This window comes from Clostridium disporicum (assembly GCF_001405015.1).
Classification (GTDB): Bacteria; Bacillota; Clostridia; order Clostridiales; family Clostridiaceae; genus Clostridium; species Clostridium disporicum_B.
Genome location: NZ_CYZX01000023.1, coordinates 13,833 through 35,678, shown reverse-complemented (window position 1 = coordinate 35,678; position 21,846 = coordinate 13,833). Strand labels below are relative to the sequence as shown.

The 21,846-nt window shown below is 30.4% G+C and carries 13 protein-coding genes; all 13 read left to right on the top strand.

Going from position 1 to position 21,846, the window contains the following annotated elements; translation table 11 throughout:
* Positions 1-4 precede the first annotated feature (4 nt).
* The 13 genes from ARA56_RS13680 to pfkA all read left to right on the top strand — a co-directional run bounded on the left by ARA56_RS13680 (position 5) and on the right by pfkA (position 21,826).
* Positions 5-1,267: a PDZ domain-containing protein gene (locus tag ARA56_RS13680; RefSeq protein WP_055267625.1), complete on the top strand. Its 1,263-nt coding sequence runs from the start codon at positions 5-7 to the stop codon at positions 1,265-1,267.
* A 420-nt stretch (positions 1,268-1,687) separates the two neighbouring features.
* Entirely contained in the window at positions 1,688-3,655 is a 1,968-nt protein-coding gene (gene uvrB / locus ARA56_RS13675; protein ID WP_055267677.1) for an excinuclease ABC subunit UvrB, read from the top strand.
* A 123-nt stretch (positions 3,656-3,778) separates the two neighbouring features.
* On the top strand, positions 3,779-6,604 hold the full coding sequence (uvrA, locus tag ARA56_RS13670) for an excinuclease ABC subunit UvrA (protein WP_055267623.1): 2,826 nt from the start codon (positions 3,779-3,781) through the stop codon (positions 6,602-6,604).
* Positions 6,605-6,680: 76 nt separating this feature from the next.
* Positions 6,681-7,133, top strand: a complete 453-nt coding sequence (locus ARA56_RS13665) for an FHA domain-containing protein (protein WP_055267621.1) — start codon at positions 6,681-6,683, stop codon at positions 7,131-7,133.
* Between the two features lie 11 nt (positions 7,134-7,144).
* Positions 7,145-8,365, top strand: coding sequence for an FtsW/RodA/SpoVE family cell cycle protein (locus ARA56_RS13660; protein WP_055267619.1), 1,221 nt, complete (start codon positions 7,145-7,147; stop codon positions 8,363-8,365).
* A 3-nt stretch (positions 8,366-8,368) separates the two neighbouring features.
* Positions 8,369-9,925 carry a peptidoglycan D,D-transpeptidase FtsI family protein gene (locus tag ARA56_RS13655; protein WP_055267617.1) on the top strand — a complete coding sequence of 519 codons (1,557 nt, stop codon included), beginning with the start codon at positions 8,369-8,371 and terminating at the stop codon, positions 9,923-9,925.
* Between the two features lie 248 nt (positions 9,926-10,173).
* Positions 10,174-12,039 (top strand): excinuclease ABC subunit UvrC, encoded by a 1,866-nt coding sequence (gene uvrC / locus ARA56_RS13650; protein ID WP_055267616.1) that lies wholly within the window; start codon positions 10,174-10,176, stop codon positions 12,037-12,039.
* An 85-nt stretch (positions 12,040-12,124) separates the two neighbouring features.
* Positions 12,125-13,042, top strand: a complete 918-nt coding sequence (gene murB, locus ARA56_RS13645; protein WP_055267614.1) for a UDP-N-acetylmuramate dehydrogenase — start codon at positions 12,125-12,127, stop codon at positions 13,040-13,042.
* A gap of 299 nt (positions 13,043-13,341) precedes the next feature.
* Positions 13,342-14,226 (top strand): RNase adapter RapZ, encoded by an 885-nt coding sequence (gene rapZ / locus ARA56_RS13640; RefSeq protein ID WP_055267612.1) that lies wholly within the window; start codon positions 13,342-13,344, stop codon positions 14,224-14,226.
* Positions 14,223-15,560 carry a gluconeogenesis factor YvcK family protein gene (locus tag ARA56_RS13635; protein WP_172675774.1) on the top strand — a complete coding sequence of 446 codons (1,338 nt, stop codon included), beginning with the start codon at positions 14,223-14,225 and terminating at the stop codon, positions 15,558-15,560. The genes rapZ and ARA56_RS13635 overlap by 4 nt, the downstream gene beginning before the upstream one ends.
* A 261-nt stretch (positions 15,561-15,821) precedes the next feature.
* Positions 15,822-16,772 carry a DNA-binding protein WhiA gene (gene whiA, locus ARA56_RS13630; protein ID WP_055267609.1) on the top strand — a complete coding sequence of 317 codons (951 nt, stop codon included), beginning with the start codon at positions 15,822-15,824 and terminating at the stop codon, positions 16,770-16,772.
* A 148-nt stretch (positions 16,773-16,920) separates the two neighbouring features.
* Entirely contained in the window at positions 16,921-20,475 is a 3,555-nt protein-coding gene (locus ARA56_RS13625; RefSeq protein WP_055267607.1) for a DNA polymerase III subunit alpha, read from the top strand.
* A 391-nt stretch (positions 20,476-20,866) separates the two neighbouring features.
* Positions 20,867-21,826, top strand: a complete 960-nt coding sequence (gene pfkA, locus ARA56_RS13620; RefSeq protein WP_055267675.1) for a 6-phosphofructokinase — start codon at positions 20,867-20,869, stop codon at positions 21,824-21,826.
* Positions 21,827-21,846 lie beyond the last annotated feature (20 nt).

Genomic DNA, 21,846 nt, shown 5'->3' with positions numbered 1-21,846 from the left:
TAATATGGATTTAATAATATATACTTTAAAATCCGTAGCGACAGCTATAGTTGAGCCATTACATTTGCTTATGCTTATAATTATGGGAATAATGTTTTATCTTAAAAATAGACGTATCTCAATTGTTCAAAAGATGACTTTAGGGGAAAGCTTAGACTCTCCCCTAGAACTTACATTATCTCAAATTGTATTAGGTATAATTGCAGGTGCGCTAGGTAGTTTAATATTAAGTTTATTAGGAGTAACTTTTTATGAAAACTCAGGTATAGAGTTTGTGTTTATGATTTCTATACTAATGTTATTTTACAAACCTAAATTTGTTGAGTTTGCATACTCTAGTGCTATATTAGCTATATTAAGTTTAGTGTTTAATATTTTAGCTAGCTTAATAAATCAGAAATCACTTATTAGTGTTGATATATTATCTCTTATGACTTTTGTAGGAGTTATATATATTATTCAAGGTATATTAATAATAATTGATGGAAGTAGAGGTGCAATTCCTGTATTTACAAGTAAAGAAGGAAAGATAATAGGTGGATTTTCATTAAATAGATATTGGGCATTACCTATAGCTATTTTTATGATTTTTAATAATCAAATATCATCAGGAACAACAATGACAGCACCAAATTGGTGGCCAATTATTAATCATACAAATATATTAAGTATTTTAACAACAGCGATGATAGCTACAATACCTTTCTATGGAGTTATAGGATACAATGCTGTTACATTTACGAAGAAAAAGAAGGAAAAATCATTAAGTTCTGGAGCAATAGCTTTACTTTATGGCATTTCAGTAATATGTGTAGCTCAGATAAGTGGTTTTGGAATAGTAGGACAAATATTAACAATAATATATGTACCACTTGCTTATGAAGGTATCTTAAGATATCAAAGAAGAATTGAAGCAAAAGGTGAATATATATATGTTAGTGATGAAGAAGGAATTTCTGTTTTAGAAGTAGCTCCAAGTTCTCCAGCATTTGAAGCTGGCATACGAAGAGGAGATAAGATTCTAGCTATTAATGATGAAGTGGTTAAGTCAGAAACAGATATTTTTAAACTAGCAAAAGATAGTATTTTTAAATTAAAGATAAGAATAAAAAAAGATGCAGGTAACGTTGTTGAATATTTGGTACAACCTAGAAACAAAAGGTTAGGGATATTATTAGTTCCTAAAATGGTAAAACAAGAGGATATACTAGGTGTAGGAGCGGATGATTTAAAGAAAGTATTAGAAGAACTTAGAGAAAAGAAGTAAATTTTGTTAAAAACTAAATATGAAAAGTTAAGAATTAATGTGGAAACTGCTTTGTGCAGTTTCTTTTATTTTAATATTAATTTTAATTTTAATGGAAGGCGTTGTAGATATACATTTACAGTGTAACTTGAAGTTTATAAATCGGATATTTGGACTTTCAGTTAAATTCGAAGAATCAGACTAAATATTTAAATTTAAAAAAGTAAGATTACTACTCATATGAATTTCTATGAGTAAGTTCGAGCAACCAAATATGAAATTTCTGAAGGTTAAATGAAATACCCTCTCACATGCGTTCGAATGTGTAAGTTCGCCCAACCAAATATGAAATTTGGGGGCTCACTTATAAAACATTTGAATATGGTAAAAATTAAAAGTAAAATTAGTATATTAGATTATGAAAAGTTTGGAGTTGAAGTAATGGGAGAATTTAAGATACATTCTAAGTTTAAGCCTATGGGGGATCAACCTAAGGCTATTGAAAGTCTAGCTAATGGTATAGAGAGTGGAGAAAAGTTTCAGACATTATTAGGAGTTACTGGATCAGGGAAAACCTATACTATGGCAAATATAATTGAAAAGGTACAAAAGCCTACTATTGTTTTAGCTCATAATAAAACTTTAGCAGCTCAATTATGTTCAGAATTTAAGGAGTTTTTCCCAAACAATATAGTAGAGTACTTTGTTTCTTATTATGATTATTATCAACCAGAAGCATATGTTCCTCAAACAGATACATTTATTGAAAAGGATGCTTCTATTAATGATGAAATAGATAAGCTTAGACACTCGGCTACATCAGCACTGTTTGAAAGAAGAGATGTAATAATAGTAGCTTCAGTATCTTGTATTTATGGATTAGGTAATCCTGATGAATATAAAAAGCTTACAATATCACTTAGAGTTGGAATGGAAAAAGAAAGAGATGAAATTATTAGAAAGCTAATAGAAATACAATATGAACGTAATGATATAGATTTCTCTAGAGGTACTTTTAGAGTAAGAGGAGATTCTTTAGATATTGTACCGGCATCATCATCTACAAAAGGAATTAGAGTAGAGTTTTTTGGAGATGAGATTGAAAGAATTAGAGAGTTTGATATCTTAACAGGTAAGATATTAGGTGAAAGAGATCATATAGCTATATTCCCTGCATCTCACTTTGCTGCTTCACAAGAAACTATTGATAAAGCTATACATAAAATTGAAGATGAATTAGAAGTAAGGCTTAAGGAACTTACATCTCAAGATAAGTTATTAGAAGCACAAAGATTAAGACAAAGAACAAACTTTGACCTAGAAATGATTAAAGAGATGGGATATTGTAGTGGAATAGAAAATTATTCGAGAATACTGGATGGAAGAGACCCAGGAACAGCACCGAAGACTCTTTTAGACTTCTTCCCAGACGATTTTTTAATGTTTATAGATGAAAGCCATGTTACATTACCACAAGTTAGAGCTATGTATGCCGGTGATAGATCAAGAAAGGACTCATTAGTAGAGTATGGATTTAGACTTCCATGTGCTTATGATAATAGACCTTTAAAATTCCAAGAGTTTGAGAAGAAACTAAATCAAGTAGTATTTGTATCTGCAACACCAGCTCAATATGAGTTAGATCATTCAACTAATATTGCTGAGCAAATAATAAGGCCTACAGGATTATTAGACCCAGTAGTAGAAATAAGACCTGTTACAGGACAAATAGATGACCTTTATGCAGAGATTATTAAAACTTCTGAAAGAGGATTTAGAACACTTGTAACTACACTTACGAAGAGAATGGCTGAAGATTTGACTAAATATTTAACTGAACTAGGAGTGAAAACAACTTATATGCATTCTGATATAGAGACTATAGAAAGAATGAAGATAATTAGAAGTTTAAGATTAGGAGAATTTGATGTTCTGGTAGGAATAAACCTTTTAAGAGAAGGTCTAGATATTCCAGAAGTAGCTTTAGTAGCAATATTAGATGCTGATAAGGAAGGATTTTTACGTTCGGAAACATCAATGATACAAACTATAGGTAGAGCTGCAAGAAATTCTGAAAGTAAAGTAATAATGTATGCTGATAGAATCACTGGTTCTATGGATAGAGCTATAAAGGAAACTAATAGAAGAAGAGAAATTCAAAATAAATATAATGAGGAGCACGGAATTGTTCCAAAGACAATTATTAAGGCTGTTAGAGATGTAATAGAAGCAACTAAGGTAGCAGAGGAATCTTCAGATTATAATGTTGATGAAAAGGTTGAATTATCAGCTAAGGATAAGAAGAAGTTAATTAAGCAATATACAGATGAAATGATGGATGCAGCTAAAAACCTTCAATTTGAAAGAGCCGCAGAGCTTAGAGATATGATAGAGAAACTAAAGAAATAACAATTGACAATTTCCGTGGAAATATCTACAATAATATACAAACACAAGTTCGGGGTTAAAGGTCGGAAATTATGTGAAAAATAAGTAATATACGAGGTTAATACTGAAAGATTGGAGTAGTTTATGAAAGATAAAATCATTGTAAAGGGTGCAAGAGTACATAATTTGAAAAATGTTTCATTAGAGATACCAAGAGATAAATTAATAGTGTTTACTGGATTATCTGGTTCAGGAAAATCTTCATTAGCATTTGATACTTTATATGCAGAAGGTCAAAGAAGATACGTAGAATCACTATCTGCATATGCAAGACAATTCTTAGGGCAAATGAATAAACCAGATGTTGATTATATAGAAGGATTATCTCCAGCAATTTCAATAGATCAAAAGACAACAAGTAAAAATCCAAGATCTACTGTTGGTACTATAACAGAAATTTATGATTATTTAAGGTTATTATATGCAAGGGTAGGAATTCCTCACTGTCCTAAGTGCGGAAAGCAAATATCCCAACAATCAGTGGATCAAATTGTTGATAAGGTAATGGAGCTTGGGGATAAAACTAAAATTCAAGTTTTAGCTCCTATAATCAGGGGAAAAAAAGGTGCTCATGAAAAACTATTAGAGAATATTAAAAAGAATGGATATATTAGAGCTAGAGTTGATGGTGAAATATATGAGCTAGCAGAAGATGAAATAAAACTAGAAAAGAATAAGAAACATAATATTGATGCAGTTGTCGATAGAATTATTATTAAAGAAGGAATTGAAGGAAGGCTAACAGATTCTATAGAAGCAGCTTTTAAATTAGCTGATGGGTTAGTTGTTATAAATATTATTGGTGGAAAAGACATTTTATTTAGTGAAAACTTTGCTTGTCCTGATTGTGGTATAAGTATCAATGAACTAGAACCAAGATTATTTTCTTTTAATACACCATTTGGAAAGTGTGATAGATGTGATGGATTAGGAACTTTGATAGAGCTTAATCCAGATTTAGTAATACCTAATAAAGAATTAAGTATTATGGAAGGGGCTATAGCAACTTGGGGAGAAGGAAGACTTAAGGAAGATTCTTGGACATTTGCTATATTAAAGGCGTTAGCTAAGGAATATGATTTAGATTTAAATAAGCCTGTAAAGGAGTTAAGCAAAAAGGATTTAGATTTAATTCTTTATGGAACTAATGGGAAGAGGCTAACAGTAGAGTATGTTAAGGATGGAGTGAAATCTAAGTATCTTTATTCATATGAAGGTGAATTAAATGCATTAGAAAGAAGATATAGAGAAACTAACTCAGATGTTATTAAAGGCGAAATAGAGCAGTATATGAGCAATAATAAGTGTCCAAAGTGTAAAGGAGCTAGATTAAATAATGAAGCATTAGCTGTTACTATTGGGGATAAGAATATTTATGAATTCACAACAATGTCAATAAAAGAAGAACTTGAATTTATAAATAAGGTACAATTATCAGATAAAGAAAAGATAATATCAGAACAAGTATTAAAAGAAATAAAAAGTAGACTGAATTTCTTATTAAACGTAGGATTAGACTATTTAAGTTTGGCTAGAAGTTCTGGAACTTTATCAGGAGGAGAGTCTCAAAGAATAAGACTAGCAACTCAAATTGGGTCAGCTCTTATGGGAGTTTTATATATTTTAGATGAACCAAGTATAGGACTTCATCAAAGGGATAATGATAGACTTATTGAAACTCTTAAAAATTTAAGAGATGTAGGTAACACTGTTATAGTAGTTGAACATGATGAAGATACTATAAGAGAAGCAGATTTTATAGTTGATATTGGACCTAGAGCAGGAGAACATGGTGGAGAAATTATAGCAGCAGGACCTGTTGATGTAATTAAAAACTGTAAAGAATCTATAACTGGTCAATATTTAACTGGGGTAAAGGAAGTTAAGGTTCCAGAAGTAAGAAGAGAAGGTAATGGTAACTTTATAACTGTAACTGGAGCAAAGGAAAATAACTTGAAAAATGTATCTATTAAAATTCCTCTTGGAGTTTTAACTATGATTACTGGGGTATCAGGATCTGGAAAGAGTACTTTAGTAAATGAGATATTATATAAGGGATTAAATAAAATAATAAATAAGAGTAAAAATCCAGTTGGTCAATATAAAGAAATAACAGGATTTGAAAATATAGATAAGATTATAGATATCGACCAAAGTCCTATAGGAAGAACACCTAGATCAAACCCAGCAACATACACAGGAACCTTTGATATAATAAGAGAATTATTCTCACAAACAACAGAAGCAAAGATGAGAGGATATAAACCAGGAAGATTTAGCTTTAATGTTAAAGGTGGAAGATGTGAAGCTTGTACAGGAGACGGAATTATTAAAATTGAAATGCAATTCCTTTCTGATGTATATGTACCTTGCGAGGTTTGTAAAGGAAAGAGATACAATAGAGAGACTTTAGAAGTAAAATATAAAGGTAAAAATATAGATGATATATTAAATATGACAGTTGAAGAGGCTTTAGAGTTCTTTGAAAATATACCTAGAATTAAAAATAGAATTCAAACTTTATATGATGTAGGTTTAGGATATATAAGATTAGGTCAACCATCAACACAATTATCAGGTGGTGAAGCCCAAAGAATTAAGCTAGCATTTGAACTGTCTAAAAGAAGTACAGGAAAGACTTTATATATATTAGATGAACCTACTACAGGACTTCACGTAGATGACGTAAATAGATTAGTTGAGATATTACAAAGACTAGTTGATGCAGGAAATACTGTAGTTGTTATTGAACATAACTTAGATATGATCAAATGTGCAGATCATATAATAGACCTTGGACCAGAAGGTGGAGATAAAGGTGGAACGATAATTGCCACAGGTACCCCTGAGGAAGTAGCGAAGGTTGATAAGTCTTATACTGGAAAATATCTTAAAAAGATATTAAGATAGCGTGCTATATCTTGTTATTTTTATAGATAAGATTTAATATATAATGGTAAATATAAGAAAAATATGAGGTGGAGTAATGAATATAAGTAGGCTGATTACATTTGCATCAGGAATAGTATTTATCATAATCCTATACTTAATAATATATTATGCATTAAAAATAATGTACAAGGATGTTAAGACAGGAGGAAAGAAGAATACAAATCCTAATTTAAATAAATATGGTCTTGAAATTACAAAAGCTGGTGGAAATGAGGACCTTGAAGAGGAATCAGTAATGTTAATAAGAGGTGATGTTACAATAGGTAGAATGGATGATAATGCTATTATATTATCTGAACCATTTGTATCAGGACATCATGCAAGAGTATATGCAAAAAATAATACATTATATATTGAAGACTTAAATAGTACCAACGGTATATATGTAAATGATGAAAAAGTTGAAGGAAAAATAAAACTTACAACTGGAGATGAAATAAAAATAGGAAGTGCTATTTTTACAGTACTAAGAGCAGATAAGCTTTAGAGGTGAAGTAGATGAAGGTATTGAAAAAAGAAAAAAGACTATTAAAACTAATATACTTATTATGCTTGCTGCTTTTTGTCAATCTAGGTTTTTTAGAACAACCTTATGATAAATTTGCAATAATTATGGGAGTTATTTTATGTGTATTAATAGGATATTCTCATTTTGTAATAAGGAGATTTTATCCCGATGGGGATAAATTCATCCTTATTTTTGCAAGTATATTAGCTGTAATAGGAATAGCTACCTTGTATAGATTAGATAAGATATTGGCAATAAAGCAGTTAGTGTGGGTTACATTGGGAATGGTTGGTTACATATTGATAGTAGCTATATTACCAGATTTAAGAAGTTTTGCTAAATATAAAAAGATATATATGATTATTACTTTAATACTTATGCCTTTAGCATTGATATTTGGAACAACAGTAGGTGGAGCTAAAAACTGGATAGAAATAGGGCCATTTATGTTTCAACCATCAGAGTTTGGTAAGATTGCATTAGTATTATATTTAGCATCTTCTTTAGCAACATATGAAAATAAAGAAACTTTTAAAGAGGATTTTAAAAGTTTATTAGAGCCTGCCTTAGTAACTATGTTTTCTTTAGCATGTATGGTTTTACAAGCAGATTTAGGTTCGGCATTAATTTTCTTTGGTATTTCTGTAACCATGTTATATGTTGCAACAGCTAAAAAGAAATATGTTTTTACTTGCTTGGGATTATCAGCAGTAGGAGCAACTGCAGCATACTTTTTATTTGCTCATGTCAAAAGAAGAGTTAAGGTATGGTTAGATCCGTGGGCTTATAGATATGATGAGGGAATGCAGATAGTTCAAGGATTGTATGGAATTGCATCTGGCGGATTATTTGGATCAGGATTGGGGCAGGGATATCCAGAGTATATACCTGTTAATGATTCAGATTTTATTTATGCAGTTATATGTGAGGAATTTGGAATTATATTCGCTATAGGAATTATGATAGTTTATTTTTTATTATTCTATAGAGGAATAAGAGCTGCTTTCGTCACTAATGATAAATTTTCACAATTAATAGCAGTAGGGTTTAGTACAATGATAGCATGTCAGACACTAGTAATTATAGGTGGAATATTTACTGTAATACCACTTACAGGTATAACTTTACCAATTATAAGTTACGGTGGTTCTTCGATTTTAACTACATTCTTTGCATTAGGAATATTGCAAAAGATTTCTGAGGAGGCATAAAGGATGAATGATTTAGGGAAAAGTGTAAGACATGTTATGACTATCTTTTTATTTTGTTTTATTGCACTAATATCTTATATAGCATATTTTCAGGTGTTTAAAGGTCCTAATATAGCGAATGATTCTGGGAATGTGAGATTATGGGCAAAAAGAAATGAAATATTAAGAGGGACTATTTACGATAGAAATGGAACAGCTTTAGCTACAAGTGAAAGAATAGATGAAACATCTCAACAAAGAAATTATCTATATGGAAATTTATTTGTTCATCCATTAGGATATATAGATCAAACATATGGCTTAAGTGGATTAGAGGAAACTTATGATGGTGAGCTAAGTAACTATAGTACATTTAGAAATGGAATAAATGATTTTTTAGATACTGTTCATCCAAGAGATTTTATAAGAAACTTAAAAGAAGATAAGGCTAATACAGGTAGCTTTAATTTTAAAGAAAACTTTAAGACATTTATTGATGATATGAATTTTGGAATGCTAGTTGGGAAATCAGATACTAAAGAGGGAAATGGAATAATAACAACTTTAGATACTACACTTCAACAAGTTGCTTATGATGCATTAGGAGATAATAAAGGGGCAGTAGTAGCTATAAATCCTAAAACAGGAGAGATTTTAGCTATGGTGTCTAAACCAACATTTAATCCAAATGATTTAGATGCAGAGATAGATAAGGCAAATTCAGGAAGTGCAGATGATACTCCTCTTATAAATAGGGCTATAGATGGGATATATCCTCCAGGGTCAGTATTTAAAACAGTAACTTTATCAAGTGCTTTAGAGAATATTCCAGGAATTGCTGAAAGACAATTTGATGATGAAGGTAAAATAACATTTGACGATGGGACAGAGCTTAATAACTTTGCTTATGAAGTTCACGGAATTATAGATTTAAGAAGAGCTTATAGGGTTTCAAGTAATGTTGTATTTGGTACATTGGCTATGGAATTAGGAAATGAAAAGTTAAAAGATACAGCAGAGAGCTTTGGATTTAACTCTGTAATTAGAGGAGAAGGATTTACAGCTACAGCGAGTCAATTTCCGACATTAGAAGATTACGAAAAAGGAAATATGGCTCAAAGCGGAATAGGTCAAGGATCAGTATTATCAACTCCAATGCAAATGGCACTAGTTACAGCTACTGTAGCTAATGATGGGGTACTAATGAAGCCAAAGTTAGTAAATAGTATAGTTGATAAGAATGGAAATATTGTTAGAAATATAGCTAGTACAGAAATACGTCAAGCTATTCCTTCAGATGTAGCAGCTACAGTAAAAGATTATATGAAATATCTTGTAGATAATAATATATATAGATGGCCAGCTTTTGAAGGAACAAATGCAGGTGGAAAAACTGGTACAGCAGATTATAATTTACCAGATGGAAGTGAAGCTGTGCCACATGGATGGTTTATAGCGGCAGCACCTATGGATGATCCACAAATTGCAGTAGCAGTTATAGTTGAAAATGGAGAAAGTGGTGCAGGATCAGCAGCAGTAATAGCTAGCCAAGTAGTACGACAAGCAGTTTTAGGATATTAAGCTAGTTAAGAGTGAAAAGTTATAAACGTTGGTGTAGAAACTTTTCGACACTCTTAGAGTTATTTCTTAATAAGATAGGTTATAGTAGATATAAATTAATAGATGTAATAGAAAAAACTAATAAGTTAGTAATTAATTTTGTAGAGTTAAAGGTTTGGGGATATCATAATTTTAGAAACTGAATACAGTTTCATCCTAAACTCTTAACTCTTATATTTTAACTTTTAACTATGGAGTGAGGTGGTTAAGTGTTTGATTTTGAGTATCATTTAAAGAATCTTCCTGATAAGCCTGGTGTTTATATGATGAAGAACTCTTTAGGTGAAGTTATATATGTTGGAAAAGCTAAGGTTTTAAAGAATAGAGTTAAAAGTTATTTTCAGAATTCTAAGAATCATTCTGAAAAGGTTAGAGTTATGGTTAAAAACATAGCTGAATTTGAGTACATAGTAACTGATTCTGAAATGGAAGCTTTAATTTTAGAATGTAACTTAATTAAGAAATATAGTCCTAGATATAATATATTATTGAAAGATGATAAGTTCTATCCATTTATTAAAGTAACACTTCAAGATGATTTTCCTAAGGTTTTTGTAACTAGAAATTATGCCAAAGATGGAAGTAAGTACTTTGGGCCATATACTAATGGAAGTGCTGTATATGAGACAATAAATCTTATAAATAAGATATTTCCAATAAGAACTTGTAAGTTATCAATAAAAGAGAATGGTGAAAAGTACAGGCCTTGCTTAAATTATCATATAAAAAAATGTTTAGGTCCTTGTGGAGGACATATATCAAAAGATGAATATAGAAAGATGATAGATAACATTATAGATATATTAAGTGGGAAAGATAATGTAGTTGTTAAAGATTTAAAATCACAGATGGAAGAGGCATCTATGAATTTAGAATTTGAAAAAGCAGCATCTTTTAGAGATAAAATTTTAGCTATTGAAGCTATAGTTGAAAAACAAAAGATTTTTAAGACTATGGAAGGCGATGAAGATTTTATTAATGTAGATCAAGATGAGAAGGATAGTTGTATCCAAGTATTTTTTTCACGTGATGGAAAGATTTTAGGAAGAGAACATTTTATATTTGAAAATACAGCAAATGAAAGTCTTGAAGAATTGCTTCAAGAGTTTATAACTTCGTTTTATTCAGGAACAGCCAAAGTTCCAAAGATGATATATGTACCAGCTATACAAGATGAGGATTTAATAGAAGAATATTTATCTATAAAAAGAGGGTCTAAAGTATTTGTTAAAGTGCCGCAAAAGGGTATGAAAAAGGAAATGCTAGAGATGGTTAAAAACAATGCTAAGATAACATTAGAAAAGTTTAAGGATAAATATTTTAGAGAAAAAGAAATAAATAGAATTTCTTTAGAGGAATTACAACAACTATTAGATTTAGAAAATTGGCCAACAAGGATTGAGGCATATGATATATCAAATATTCAAGGTGTTGATTCTGTAGGAACTATGATAGTTTTTGAAGAGGGTAGATCTAAAAATAGTGATTATAGAAGATTTAAGATAAAGACAGTAAAAGGTGCTAATGATTATGATAGCATGAGAGAAATACTTACAAGAAGATTTACTCACGGATTAGAAGAAATAAAAGCTATACAAGAAAGTAAAATAAAATTTTCAGCAGGAAAATTTTCGGTATTTCCTGATTTAATAATGATGGATGGTGGAAAAGGTCAAGTAAATGTGGCTCTTGAAGTTTTAAAGGAGCTTAATATAGATATACCAGTCTGTGGACTTGTTAAGGATGATAAACACCAAACTAGAGGAATTGTATATAATAATACAGAATTAATTATTAATAGGTCATCAAATTTAATGCAGATGATAAGAAGAATACAAGATGAAGTTCATAGATTTGCAATTACTTATCATAGAAGCTTAAGAGATAAAAGAACGTTACATTCAATATTAGATGATATACCATATGTAGGAGAAAAAAGAAGAAGAGCATTACTTATGAAATTTGGAAGTGTTGATAAGATAAGAGAAGCTACACTTGAGGAAATATTAGAAACACCATCAATAGATAAGAAAGCAGCAGAAAGTATATATAATCACTTTAATGGAAATAAATAGAATATAAGTGAAAGCACTTGTTAAATATTAGTATTTAATTTATACTATTTAACTATGGAGAATATCGAAAAATAAGGAGCCAATAATGAATAAGTATAATAATTACGTGGATTTATTTACTAGTTTTTATAGTGATGAAGATGTTAAGATAAATGAAAAATTAAGCCAATATGTAAATTTTAAGGTAGGAGGTCCTGCAGATATATTAGTTACTCCTAGAAATAAGGAGCAAATAATAAGAACGGTTAATATTTGTAAGGAAAATAATATACCTTTTTATGTTATAGGAAATGGGTCAAATTTATTAGTTAAAGATGGTGGATTTAGAGGTGTAGTTATGTCATTAACTAAGGTTAATAATATAACTGTAGATGGAGAAAGAATTGAAGCAGAGTGTGGAGCAATGCTAAAGCAGGTTTCAGATAAGGCTGTTGAAAATTCATTAACAGGGTTTGAATTTGCATGTGGTATCCCAGGAACTGTAGGTGGAGCTGTATTTATGAATGCAGGTGCTTATAATGGAGAAATGTCACAAGTAATAGAAAGTGCAGATGTTATAAATGAAAATGGTGAGATAATTACTTTAAATAATGAAGAATTAGATTTAGGTTATAGATCATCGATAGTTATGAAAAAAGGGTATGTAGTTTTATCTGCAGTCTTCAAACTAGAAAAAGGTATAGTAAAGTCTATTAAGGATTTAGTTGCAGATTTAACTAATAAGAGAGAATCAAAGCAACCTTTAGAGTATCCATCAGCAGGAAGTACATTTAAGCGTCCTGAAGGATATTTTGCAGGGAAGCTAATACAGGATGCTGGATTAAAGGGGTATAGTATAGGTGGAGCAGCTATATCAGAAAAACATTCAGGATTTGTTATAAATAAAGGTGGAGCAACTGCTAAAGATATACTTGATTTAATACATCATATACAAGATGAAGTTAAGAAACAGTTTGGAGTAGAGCTTCATACAGAAGTAAGAATAATTGGTGAAGATTTATAATTTTTATATAAGAAAAGGCTCGTCTTATAATTGTTTAATAAGATAAGCCTTTTATTTTATAATTTAGTATCAGATATATAGAAATAATTACTAAAGTATTTGTGTAAAGCCTTTGATGTTAATATATAAAATTGTTTATAGGATATATTGTGATATAATTTAATTGGTAAGGTAATTATAGTTAAGAAAAGCTTAGATGGGATTAATGAGAGTTAAATTTTAATAAATAAGTTTTAAGATAAGAAGTGATTTTATATTCTTAACTAGTAACTTTTAATTATATAAAGTGGAGGTAAAAGATGAGATTTATTATAGTAACTGGATTATCAGGGGCAGGGAAATCAGAAGCAACTAATAGTTTAGAGGATATGGGATATTTTTGTGTGGATAATCTTCCGCCAACATTAATAACAAAGTTTGCTGAAGTATGTAAGCAAAGTGATGGAAAGATTGACAAAGTAGCTTTAGTAATAGATATACGTGGTGGTATATTCTTTGATGACTTATTTGATAGCTTAAAGGAGTTATCTAAGGAACAATTTAAATATGAAATATTATTTTTAGATACTTCTGATGAAGTTCTTGTTAAGAGATTTAAAGAAAAAAGAAGAAGTCATCCATTATCTCCAGGAGGAAGAGTAATAACTGGAATAGAGCTAGAAAGAGAAAAATTAAGAGAAGTAAAAGAGAAAGCAGATATAATAATAGATACATCAAAATACGCAATAAAAGATTTGAGAGAGGAAATGCTTAAGAATTTTGGTGATGTGGAAGCACCACAAAAGCAATTATCAATAACTGTATTAAGTTTTGGATTTAAGTATGGAATTCCTGTAGATTCAGATTTAGTATTTGATGTAAGATTTATACCTAATCCATTCTACATTCCAGAATTAAAACCTCATTCAGGTAATGATGAACCAGTTAAAGATTATGTATTACAACAGGAAGAAACTAAGGTATTCTTAGAAAAAGCTGTAGATATGTTACAGTTCTTAATACCAAATTATAATAAAGAGGGAAAACGTCAGCTTATAGTATCGATAGGATGTACAGGGGGAAGACATAGATCTGTAGCTATAGCAAATGCTATATATGAAAAGTTACATGCTAGTAACTATAATGTGTATGTTGAGCATAGAGATATTAAAGAGGATGTTCATAAGGGAGATAAAAAATTATGATACTTGATTACTTGATGAAACCAGGAGCTAGAATAAAAAGATGGGTATTACTTGGTTTCGTCGGAACTATACTACTTGCATTAGGAGTAGGAGAAGTATTTATTCATAAAGAATATGATTTAACTAGAAAAATGGTATGTATATTTTTGGGGTTATTGGGAGTAGTGGTTATAGTTATATCTATATCTGAAGGATTAAAATCTATATTAAGATTAATCAATAGCGATAAGATAAATATAACTATTAATGATAAAAATGTAGAAGACTTAATAGATGATGAAAGACTTTCTGTAAGTGGTCCTAAGATAGTAGTAGTTGGAGGGGGAACAGGTCTTTCGACTATGCTTAGAGGGCTTAAGAACTACACTAATAATATAACTGCTATAGTAACTGTTGGAGATGATGGTGGAGGTTCTGGAAAGATAAGAGAAGATTTTGGGATGCTTCCTCCAGGAGATATTCGTAACTGTATATTAGCATTAGCAGATACTGAACCAATAATGGAGAAATTATTACAATACAGATTTAAAGAAGGTAGTCTTGAAGGGCAAAGCTTCGGTAACTTATTTTTAGCTGCAATGGCTGGGATAAGTGATAATTTCGAAGAGGCTGTACAAAGAATGAGTTCAGTACTTGCTGTTACAGGTAAAGTATTACCGGTAACTCTTGATGATATGAAGCTTGTAGCTATATTAGAAAATGGTGATGAAATTGATGGAGAGTCAAGAATACCAGATGAGGCTATAGCAAGAAAGTCTAAAATAAAAAAGCTTATGATAAATCCTGAAAATGCTAAACCTTTAGTTGATGCGCTTAAAGCAATAGAGGAAGCTGACGCTATTATAATGGGGCCAGGAAGTCTTTATACAAGTATAATTCCTAATCTGCTAGTAACTGATATAGCTGATACAATATGTGAAAGTGATGCAATAAAAATATATATATCAAATATAATGACTCAACCAGGAGAAACAGATGACTTTACAGCAGCTGATCATTTAAAAACATTAATAAATTATGGTGGCAAGAAATGTGTTGATTATGTAATTGCTAATAATGGTACTATTCCGGATGATATTAAAGAAAGATATTTGAAAGAAGGTTCAAAGTTAGTTGAATTGGATAGGGATAATATTAAAGGCTTAGGTGTAGAAATAGTTGAAGAAAACTTAGTTAAGATAACTAAAGGATATGTTAAACATGATTCAGAATATTTAGCTGATATAATAATGAAAACTGTGATAGAAAAAGAATTAAAATGGGATAAAGAAAAAATACTGGAATATGTTTATTCGCTTCAAAAAATGAGAGAAAAAAGAAATACTAGAGAGTAATATAGTATAATAGTTATTTGTTAGATAAAAATATTTAATGAAGAATTAGAAGTAGATATATAAATATGTCATTTAAATAGTAGTTATAGCTATTTGAATGACATGTTTTTATTTTAAGTCCTGTTATTTTAAAAGTAAAAGTACATTTTCTTAATAAAGTTATATTTATCCTTTAATAGTTATTGTTTTTCTATGACACAGTTGGGTCAGTTTATGATATAATAAAAAATATATTTAAACATAGTTAGGAGAAATAGAAGTATGTCATTTTCATCAAAAGTTAAAGGAGAAATATGTAGGTATATAGAGATATCTAAAGAAGAGGCTTTAGCTGAGATATCAGCAATAATGAAGGTAAGTGGAACTATTGGTTTTAGTGGAAAAGGACTTAGCTTTAAAATAACTACAGAAAATCCAGCATCAGCGAGACATATATTTACGATATTAAAAGATTATTTTGATATACACTCAAAACTTCTAGTTAAAAAAAGTAATTCTTTAAAAAAGAACAATATTTATATGGTTCTTATAGAAGAAGATATGGGCGTAAGAGAATTACTGAAAGAAACAGGAATATTTAAAGAAGTTGATGATGTGTTGACTATAGATTATACTATCGAGCCAGAGATGGTTAAAACAGAAGAACTTAAGAGAGCGTATATACGAGGAGCATTTATTGGAGGGGGGAGCATTAGTAACCCAGAGAAAACATATCACTTAGAGTTTGTTACTCATAGTGAAGAATATGCTATTCAGTTATGTAAACTAATAAACTCTTTTGGTTTAAGTTCAAAAGTTATTCAAAGAAAGAACAGCCATATTATATATATAAAAGAAGGAGAACAAATAGTTGACCTTCTAAACATAGTTGGAGCGCATACTTCATTATTAGAACTTGAAAATATAAGAATAATGAAGGAAATGAGAAATAACGTAAATAGACTAGTTAACTGTGAGACTGCTAATTTAAGTAAAACTGTTAATGCAGCAGTAAGACAGGTAGAAAGTATAAAATTAATTCAAAGTACAATAGGACTTCAAAGATTACCTAAAAACTTAAGAGAAGTAGCGGAATTAAGATTAAGTTATCCTGATGAGTCTTTAAAAGAGTTAGGTGAAATGCTAAATCCACCAGTAGGAAAATCAGGAATTAACCATAGATTACGAAAAATAGAAAAAATAGCAGAAGAAGTAAGGTCAGGAAACTACTAATATAGTTAAGAATGAATAATTAAGAATTGATGAGTGAATTCAAATTGATTTAAATTTAGCAATTTATTTTTATTTAGTAAAACTATGAAGTAGTTTCATAATTAAAAGTGAAAAGCGCCTTATGGCATTGGAAAAGTGAGGTGATACCTTGAGTGAAAAGAAGTTTTGTCATTTACATCTTCATAGTGAGTATAGTTTGCTTGATAGTTCTGCTAAGATAAAGAAGATTATCTCAAGAGCTAAAGAGCTTGGGATGGAAAGTATAGCACTTACTGACCATGGAGTTATGTATGGATGTGTTGCCTTTTACAAAGAAGCAAAGGCACAAGGCATAAAGCCTATATTAGGATGTGAGGTTTATGTAGCTGCAAAGTCTAAGGACATAAAGATAAATGATAAAGATAATAGTACGCATCATTTAGTTTTATTAGTTAAGAATGAAGTTGGATATCAAAATCTTATGAATATAGTATCTACAGCTTCAATAGATGGTTTTTATTATAAACCGAGAATTGACCATGACTTTTTAAGACAGCATAGTGAAGGGCTTATAGCATTAAGTGCATGTCTTGGAGGAGAAGTACAAAGCTGGATTTTAAAAGATAACTATGAAAAAGCAAAAGAGGTAGCTTTACTTTATAAAGATATATTCCATGGTGATTTTTATTTAGAGATACAAGACCATGGAATGCAAGAACAAAGGAAGGTTATCGATACTAATATTAAGTTATCTAAAGAGACAGGAATACCTTTAGTAGCAACAAATGACGTTCACTATATAAATAAAGACGATTCTAAAGCACATGACATATTGATGTGTATTCAAACAGGAAAAACCGTTGATGATGTTAATAGAAGAAGGTATCCATCAGACCAATTCTATTTAAAATCACAAGAGGAAATGTATGATTTATTTTCATATTCGAAAGAAGCATTAGAGAATACTGTTAAAATTGCAGAACAATGTAATTTTGATTATGAGTTCCATGTATCAAAGCTTCCAAATTTCCCTGTACCAGAAGAATATAAAACACATTTTGATTATTTAGAAGAGGTTTGTTTTGCCGGACTTATAGATAGATATGATGTATTTAAAGAGTTTAGAGGGAAAGAAGTAAATCTTGATGAGATAAGAGAGTTTAGTAACTCTAATGAAGAGGCTTTAAGTTATGTTGAAAGACTTAATTATGAGCTTGGAGTAATAAATCAAATGGGATATGTTGATTACTTCTTGATAGTTTGGGATTTTATAAAGTATGCAAATGATAATGGAATTCCAACAGGTCCAGGAAGAGGATCAGCAGCAGGATCAATAGTTGCTTATACTTTAGGAATAACAAAAATAAATCCGATAAAATATAGCTTACTTTTTGAAAGATTTTTAAATCCAGAAAGAGTTAGTATGCCCGATATTGATTCGGACTTTTGTTACGAAAGAAGACAGGAAGTAATTGATTATACTGTTGAAAAGTATGGAGAGAAAAATGTATCTCAAATAATTACATTTGGTACAATGGCTGCAAGGCTTTGTATTAGAGACGTAGGAAGAGCAATGAATTACTCATATTCAGAAGTTGATAGAGTTGCTAAGATGATTCCTACAATGCTTGGAATTACAATTGAAAAGGCTCTTGATTTAAATCCAGAGTTAAAGAAGATATATGATACAGAAGAAAGAGTAAGGAATCTAATAGATGTTAGTAAAACTTTAGAAGGATTACCAAGACACTCATCTACTCATGCAGCTGGTGTTGTTATAGCGTCAAGACCATTAGTAGAATATGTACCTTTACAAAAAAATGATGAGTCTATAGTAACTCAATTTGATATGACAACTCTTGAGGAGCTTGGATTATTAAAGATGGACTTCCTTGGTCTTAGAACTTTAACTGTTATGAATGACGCAGTTAAGATGATTAAGGAAAATAGAGGTATAGACATAGATTTAGATAAAATAGATTTTGAAGATAAAGAAGTTTATAAAATGATTGGGGAAGGTAAGACCGCTGGTGTGTTTCAGCTAGAGTCACCAGGAATGACATCTTTCATGAAGGAATTGAAGCCAGACTGTTTAGAAGATATCATAGCGGGGATATCGCTATATAGACCAGGTCCAATGGCCGAAATACCAAGATATATAGAAGGAAAGAGAAACAAAGATAGTGTACACTATGAGACACCAGAGCTGGAAAGTATTTTAGATGTTACGTATGGAGTAATGGTGTATCAAGAGCAAGTAATGCAGATAGTAAGAGATTTAGGTGGTTACTCTCTTGGTAGAAGTGACATGGTTAGAAGAGCCATGTCAAAGAAGAAGCATAGTGTTATGGAACAAGAAAGAAAGAACTTCATATATGGTATAGTTGACGACAATGGAAATGTTGAAGTTCCTGGATGTTTAAGAAATGGAATCTCAGAAGAGGCTGCAAATAAAATATTTGACTCAATGATGGACTTTGCTTCATATGCTTTTAACAAATCACATGCAGCAGCATATGCAGTTGTTGGATATCAAACTGCATACCTAATGCATTATTATCCTGTTGAAATGATAGCAGCAATGTTAAATTCAGTTATGGGAACTGCTGAAAAAGTAGCTCATTATATAAATTTTGCAGAAAGTCAGGGGATACAGGTACTTCCTCCTGCAATAAATGAAAGTTATTCAAAATTTACTGTTAAAGGTGATACTATAAGATTTGGATTAGCTGCAATAAAAAATGTTGGATTTAATGTAGTTGAAAGTATAGTAGCTTCAAGAAGTGATAAAGGTAGATTTGAATCTTTAGTAGATTTTATAAATAAGATAGATTTATCAGCTATTAACAAGAGAGCTGTTGAGAGTTTAATAAAGGCTGGGGCTTTTGATGAGTTTAAGATATTTAGATCAAAGCTTTTAGCTGTATATGAAAAGGTAATGGATAGTGTATCTAATGAGAAAAAGAGAAATATAGATGGACAAATAAGCTTATTTGGATTAGTTGAGGAAAATATAAATGAACCAGAAGTAAAATACCCAAATATAAATGAATTCTCAAAAAATAACTTATTAGCTATGGAAAAAGAAATGACAGGTATGTATCTGACAGGGCATCCATTAGATGAATATGTTCAAAGCTTAAAAATGTACACTTCAATAAGTATAGATGATATTTATAAATGTCAACAAGCTCATTTAGAAGGTGTTGATGGTGAGGAGTACTCTATTCATGATGAAGATAAGGTAATACTTGGTGGGATTATCGCTGAAGTGAATCAAAAAGTAACTAGAAGTAATTCGATTATGGCGTTTTTAAAGCTTGAAGATTTAAGCGGGAGCATAGAAGTAATAGTGTTTCCTAAGATTTTAGATAAGGTAAGAAATTTAATTACTCCAGATAGTATGGTTATAATTAAAGGTAGAGTAAGCATGAAGGAAGATGAACCTGTTAAACTTATATGTGAAACTATAGAACCTTTAGAAAAGGTAAATTCAACAAAAGTATTTATAAGAGTTGATAATCTTAAAAAGGCAAAAGAAACGAAACCAAGTCTAATAGGAATAACGTCTGAACATAAGGGTGATTCTGCCTTATATATCTTTACAGCAGATGATAGAAAAAACTATAGGATGCCTAGAGAAATGTGGGTAAGAGTAAATAATGATTTATTAGACCAATTATATAAATTATACGGTGAAGAAAATATAAAAATAGTAGAATAAGAGGTTAATAATAACCTCTTATTTTATTTTTTATAAAAATCCTCAAAAAAATAATAAAATACATAAATAGTGTAACACATATAAAATGATAAAGTTTACAAAATTCCATTTATGGAAATAAATAGCTGAATAATGAGCATATATAAGAGTATACATATTAAAAAAGTATATATTTTCGTCAACATTAGGGTATAATAGACAGTGAAATCAAGATTTTATCGATAAAAAACTACAAACAAGATGGTTATTTTAGTTGCATTAGTTTATATTTGCAAGTAAAATAAAAAAGGTAATAAAAAGTTAATAATAAAATAATAATATAGAGGAATATTTCAAACTAGGTGGGACATGCACAGACCACCATGGTGACGAGGAGGAATATTTTATGAGTATCAAAAAGATAGCTGTTTTAACTAGTGGTGGAGATGCACCTGGAATGAACGCAGCAATAAGAGCTGTTGTTAGAACTGCACTACATCATGGCCTAGAAGTAGTTGGAGTTCAAAGAGGATATGCAGGATTAATTAATGGTGAATTATTTGAAATGGATAGATCATCAGTATCAGACATAATCCATAGAGGTGGTACAATATTAAGAACTGCTAGATGTTTAGAATTTAAACAAGAAGAAGTAAGAAAAGAAGCTGCTGAATTATTAGCAAAAAATGGTGTTGACGCTTTAGTTGTTATAGGTGGAGATGGTTCTTTCATGGGAGCTAAATTACTATCTAAACTAGGTGTTAAGACTATAGGGCTACCAGGAACTATTGACAATGATTTAAGCTATACAGATTACACAATAGGATTTGATACAGCTTTAAATACTGTTATAGAAGGTGTAGATAAGATAAGAGATACTTCAAGTTCTCACGAAAGAGTTTCTATCGTAGAAGTTATGGGAAGAAACTGCGGAGATTTAGCTCTTTATGCAGGTGTTGCTTGTGGAGCTGAATACACAATAACTCCAGAAAAAGGATTCGATAAAGACGAATTATGTAACGTAATAAAACAAGGTAAAGAAGTTGGAAAAATTCATAACCTAGTTTTATTAGCAGAAGGTATTGGCGGGGCTTATGACTTAGCTAAATATGTTGAAGCACAAACAGGAATTGAAACAAGAGCAACTATATTAGGTCACATTCAAAGAGGTGGATCACCATCTGCATTTGATAGAGTGTTAGCTTCAAGAATGGGATCAAAAGCTGTTGAGGTATTATTAGAAGGAAAAACTTCAAGAGTTATCGGAATTAAGGAAAACCAAATTTTTGACCAAGATATAGATGAAGCTTTAGCTTTAGGTAGAAAATTTGATGATAAATTATTCTCTATTTCAGAGGAAATATCAAAGTAACAAGCTTTGTTAATAGATAT

Coding starts and splice junctions, on each gene's coding strand:
- ARA56_RS13680 (WP_055267625.1), top strand. CDS start 5: ATGGATTTAATAATATATACTTTAAAATCCGTAGCGACAGCTATAGTT.
- uvrB (WP_055267677.1), top strand. CDS start 1,688: ATGGGAGAATTTAAGATACATTCTAAGTTTAAGCCTATGGGGGATCAA.
- uvrA (WP_055267623.1), top strand. CDS start 3,779: ATGAAAGATAAAATCATTGTAAAGGGTGCAAGAGTACATAATTTGAAA.
- ARA56_RS13665 (WP_055267621.1), top strand. CDS start 6,681: ATGAATATAAGTAGGCTGATTACATTTGCATCAGGAATAGTATTTATC.
- ARA56_RS13660 (WP_055267619.1), top strand. CDS start 7,145: ATGAAGGTATTGAAAAAAGAAAAAAGACTATTAAAACTAATATACTTA.
- ARA56_RS13655 (WP_055267617.1), top strand. CDS start 8,369: ATGAATGATTTAGGGAAAAGTGTAAGACATGTTATGACTATCTTTTTA.
- murB (WP_055267614.1), top strand. CDS start 12,125: ATGAATAAGTATAATAATTACGTGGATTTATTTACTAGTTTTTATAGT.
- rapZ (WP_055267612.1), top strand. CDS start 13,342: ATGAGATTTATTATAGTAACTGGATTATCAGGGGCAGGGAAATCAGAA.
- ARA56_RS13635 (WP_172675774.1), top strand. CDS start 14,223: ATGATACTTGATTACTTGATGAAACCAGGAGCTAGAATAAAAAGATGG.
- whiA (WP_055267609.1), top strand. CDS start 15,822: ATGTCATTTTCATCAAAAGTTAAAGGAGAAATATGTAGGTATATAGAG.